Annotated in this window: 3 protein-coding genes; all 3 read left to right on the top strand. The window is 50.7% G+C overall.

Features of this window, described 5'->3' with window-relative positions:
- The coding region (locus tag Q0231_RS13720) for a hypothetical protein (RefSeq protein ID WP_367274499.1) at positions 1-538 on the top strand (538 nt) is incomplete at its 5' end.
- An 8-nt stretch (positions 539-546) separates the two neighbouring features.
- On the top strand, positions 547-1,350 hold the full coding sequence (gene tatC, locus Q0231_RS13715) for a twin-arginine translocase subunit TatC (RefSeq protein ID WP_269394394.1): 804 nt from the start codon (positions 547-549) through the stop codon (positions 1,348-1,350).
- A gap of 69 nt (positions 1,351-1,419) precedes the next feature.
- A complete protein-coding gene (gene serS / locus Q0231_RS13710) occupies positions 1,420-2,700 on the top strand; it encodes a serine--tRNA ligase (RefSeq protein ID WP_269394290.1) in 1,281 nt (426 codons plus the stop codon).
- Positions 2,701-2,758 lie beyond the last annotated feature (58 nt).

The raw sequence follows: 2,758 nt of genomic DNA, 5'->3' as shown, positions 1-2,758 counted from the left end.
CGGCAAAGCCGGCGTGGAACCAAGCGGTGCGATCAAACCAGCAGTGGAGGGGCAGGAAAGCGTTGCGAACGAAATTCGCGAGTCTGCTGGCTTGCCAACAACGCCTTCTCCCGACCCAGCAGCTGCTGCGTCAAGCATGAAAGCAGCGATTGCCCGCGCACAAACCGACGCCGCCGCAAAAGTTGATGGCGAGGTTGAGAGTGAAGCAGCGCCAAAGACGCCCGCCAAGAAAGCAGCACCACGAAAACGCGCAGCCAAGAAAACAAGTACGTCTACAAAAACAGTAGCTGCCAAAAAGGCACCCGCAAAAAAGGCTGCGCCGAAAAAACCTGCCGTGCGTAAAACGACCACTGCCAAAACGACGGCGGCGAAATCTGCGACAACGCGTAAAACAACGCCTAAGAAAGCCGCCGCCGCAAAAGAAGTGAAGCCAATTACCGCTGTCGCAAACAAAGGCGGCATTCCAGCCAAAACGGCAGCGAAATTGCAACGTGCCGCGCCAGCTAAAGCTGCGGTAACCCCTAAAGGGGACGCATGATGAACAAAATGCTCGAAAACCCCAACGATGAAGTGACACAAAGCGAAGCGCCACTCATGGAGCATCTCGTTGAGCTTCGTACGCGTCTAATCTATTCGTTTGCTGCGATTGCGTTGCTGTTTGTCTTTTGCTTTTTCTTTGCGGGTCAAATCTATACCGTTTTATTGGGCCCCTTCGTGCAAGCCGTTGGTGGCTCAGTGGAAGATGTAAGCTTGATTTACACAGCTCCACAGGAAGCATTTTTTACTGAGCTGAAAGTTGCACTGTTTGGCGCTATTTTTCTGGCTTTCCCTGTGATTGCTAGCCAAGTTTACATGTTTGTAGCACCAGGCTTATACAAGCGCGAACGAGCGGCCTTTGTTCCCTATCTGATTGCAACACCGATTCTATTTCTTTTGGGCGCTTCGCTGGTGTATTTTGGGGTTATGCCCTTGGCGATGCGCTTCTTCTTATCGTTTGAACAAAATGCACCCGGGCAAGCTTCAATTCAAATGCTTACCCGCGTGAGCGAATATTTGTCTTTGACTATGACGCTGTTGTTGGCATTCGGTTTGTGTTTCCAGCTGCCTGTCATTTTGACACTCTTGGCCCGTGCCGAATTGATCACTGCTGAAAACCTGAAATCTTGGCGGAAATACGCAATTGTTGCGATTCTTGCCGTTGCGGCTTTTCTCACGCCACCAGATCCTATGACGCAGATCGGCCTCGCTGTTCCGGTTTTTCTACTCTATGAGCTATCCATCTTCGCTGTTCAATTTGTCGAGCGATCGCGGGCAAAACGCGAGGCAGAGTCAGAGAATGACGCTGCATAAGCAAGACCTTTCACCAGCATAAACACATAAAAAGATCACGAAACTGATCGGCAAAAGCCGGAGCACAACATGTTTGACGTTAAATGGATTAGAGCCAACCCCGAAGCATTTGATGCGGGTCTTGAACGGCGTGGAGCAGAGGGCCAGTCACAAAAGATTATCACCCTCGATGATGCGCGCAAAGCGACAGTTCAGCAGCTGAATGAGTGGCAAGAAACACGCAACGCTTCATCCAAACAAATTGGCCAAGCAAAGGCGCAAGGCGACGAAGAAAAAGCGCAAGCGTTGTTGGCACAGGTTGCGGACTTGAAGTCAAAAGTGCAGCAAGGTGAAGAAACGGAGCGCCTTCAAACCGCGGAGTTGAACGACCTGTTAGCAGGGCTACCAAACTTGCTGCTTGAAGATGTTCCCGCTGGCGCTGACGAAAACGACAACGTTGAAAAAAGCCGTTTTGCTGAACCAAGACAGTTCAATTTTGAACCCAAAGAACACTATGAGCTGGGTGAACAACTCGGCCAAATGGACTTTGAGATTGCCTCAAAAATCGCAGGATCTCGTTTTGTTGTGCTCAAAAATGGCATTGCACGTTTAGAGCGCGCGCTTGGGCAATATATGCTCGATTTGCACACAACTGAGCACGGATTCACCGAAGTTATCGCGCCGCTCTTAGTACGCTCGGAAGCTTTGTTTGGCACGGGCCAACTGCCCAAGTTCTCAGAAGACGCATTCCGCACGACGGATGACCGCTGGTTGATCCCAACGTCTGAGGTCTCTTTGACGAACCTTGTGCGCGAAAGCATGCTGAGCCATGAGGAGCTGCCACTGCGATTCACATCTTTAACGCCTTGCTTCCGCTCAGAAGCTGGTTCTGCCGGTCGTGATACACGAGGCATGTTGCGTCAACACCAGTTCTACAAGGTTGAGATGGTTGCTGTGACAGCGCCAGACAAATCACTCGAAGAACATGAGCGCATGCTTGGCTGTGCAGAAGCAGTGATGAAGGGATTAGATATTCCATATCGTGTTATGCGCCTTTGTGCTGGTGACATGGGCGCAACGATGATGCGTACCTTTGATATTGAAGCTTGGCTGCCGGGTCAAAACACATATCGCGAGATTTCTTCTGTCTCAGTAGCAGGTGATTATCAAGCGCGCCGCATGGAAGCACGTTATCGTGATGAAAATGGCAAGCCACAATATGTTCACACGCTGAACGGATCAGGTGTGGCAACAGGTCGGGCATTGATCGCGGTGATGGAAAACTATCAACAAGAAGATGGTTCCATCGCTATCCCCAAAGTTTTGCAGCCCTATATGGGCGGCCAAACTGAAATATCAGCGGCCAAATAGATGGCAGACCAGTTGCGCATCCTTGTTACCAATGATGACGGCGTTGATGCGCCTGGTA

Source organism: uncultured Maritalea sp., assembly GCF_937139385.1.
Lineage (GTDB): Bacteria > Pseudomonadota > Alphaproteobacteria > Rhizobiales > Devosiaceae > Maritalea > Maritalea porphyrae_A.
Note: the sequence above shows the minus strand (reverse complement) of the source record. Positions and strands in the feature narration are given on the sequence as shown.